This is a genomic window from Marispirochaeta aestuarii (assembly GCF_002087085.1).
Taxonomy (GTDB): domain Bacteria; phylum Spirochaetota; class Spirochaetia; order JC444; family Marispirochaetaceae; genus Marispirochaeta; species Marispirochaeta aestuarii.
This window is the reverse complement of sequence record NZ_MWQY01000067.1, coordinates 1-673: the sequence shown is the minus strand read 5'-3', so window position 1 is coordinate 673 and position 673 is coordinate 1. Positions and strand designations below refer to the sequence as shown.

The window sequence follows — 673 nt, the reverse complement described above, 5'->3', positions numbered from 1 at the left end:
TCAGCCCCTTTTTTAGTCGTGCCAAGGTTCGAATGCACCATATTGATATATGGTTATATTTATGGTATTTTATATGTATGACTTTCGAATGGGATACTAACAAAAATGAGGTAAACCAGGAAAAGCACAATATCTCATTCGAACAGGCTCAGTATGCATTCTTTGATGCACATAGAATTATCTTGCAGGATGAGAAGCACAGCGTAGATGAAAACCGATACTTTTGCATTGGCAGGATCTCCGAGGGGATTGTTACAGTTCGGTTTACACTGCGTGATAAAAATATCAGAATCTTCGGCGCTGGTTTCTGGCGTGAAGGAAGGATAAGATATGAAGACAAGATACACAAACGCTCCTGAGGATATTAGAGAGGCTATTTCTTCAGCAAAAGAAATTGAAGATTTTCTCCCATCTCCGGAAAAACTTGTTCCAAAGGAAGAAACAAAAAAAATAACCATTATTCTTTCAAAAAAGAGTATTGATTTCTTTAAACAAGCTTCCGAGGAATCTCATGTGCCCTATCAGCAACTTATTCGCAAGGTACTGGATACGTACTCGGAACACTACTCAAAATAAAGGAAGAAAGAAACGTCAGAATAAACTACATGCAACATCTACCTCGACGTTTCTTTCTCCCGAATCTTCTTCCTTCTCTGACTTTTCAATGATCACA

2 protein-coding genes are annotated in these 673 nt (G+C 38.2%); both read left to right on the top strand.

Annotation, left to right across the window (positions count from 1 at the left end; translation table 11 throughout):
* Nucleotides 1–359, top strand: a 359-nt coding sequence (locus tag B4O97_RS19140; protein ID WP_233143157.1) for a BrnT family toxin, incomplete at its 5' end; no start/stop codon positions are given.
* The gene (locus B4O97_RS19135; protein WP_083053117.1) at nt 331–576 is read left to right on the top strand and encodes a CopG family transcriptional regulator; all 246 of its coding nucleotides are present in this window, start codon (nt 331–333) and stop codon (nt 574–576) included. The genes B4O97_RS19140 and B4O97_RS19135, both read left to right, overlap by 29 nt.
* Nucleotides 577–673 lie beyond the last annotated feature (97 nt).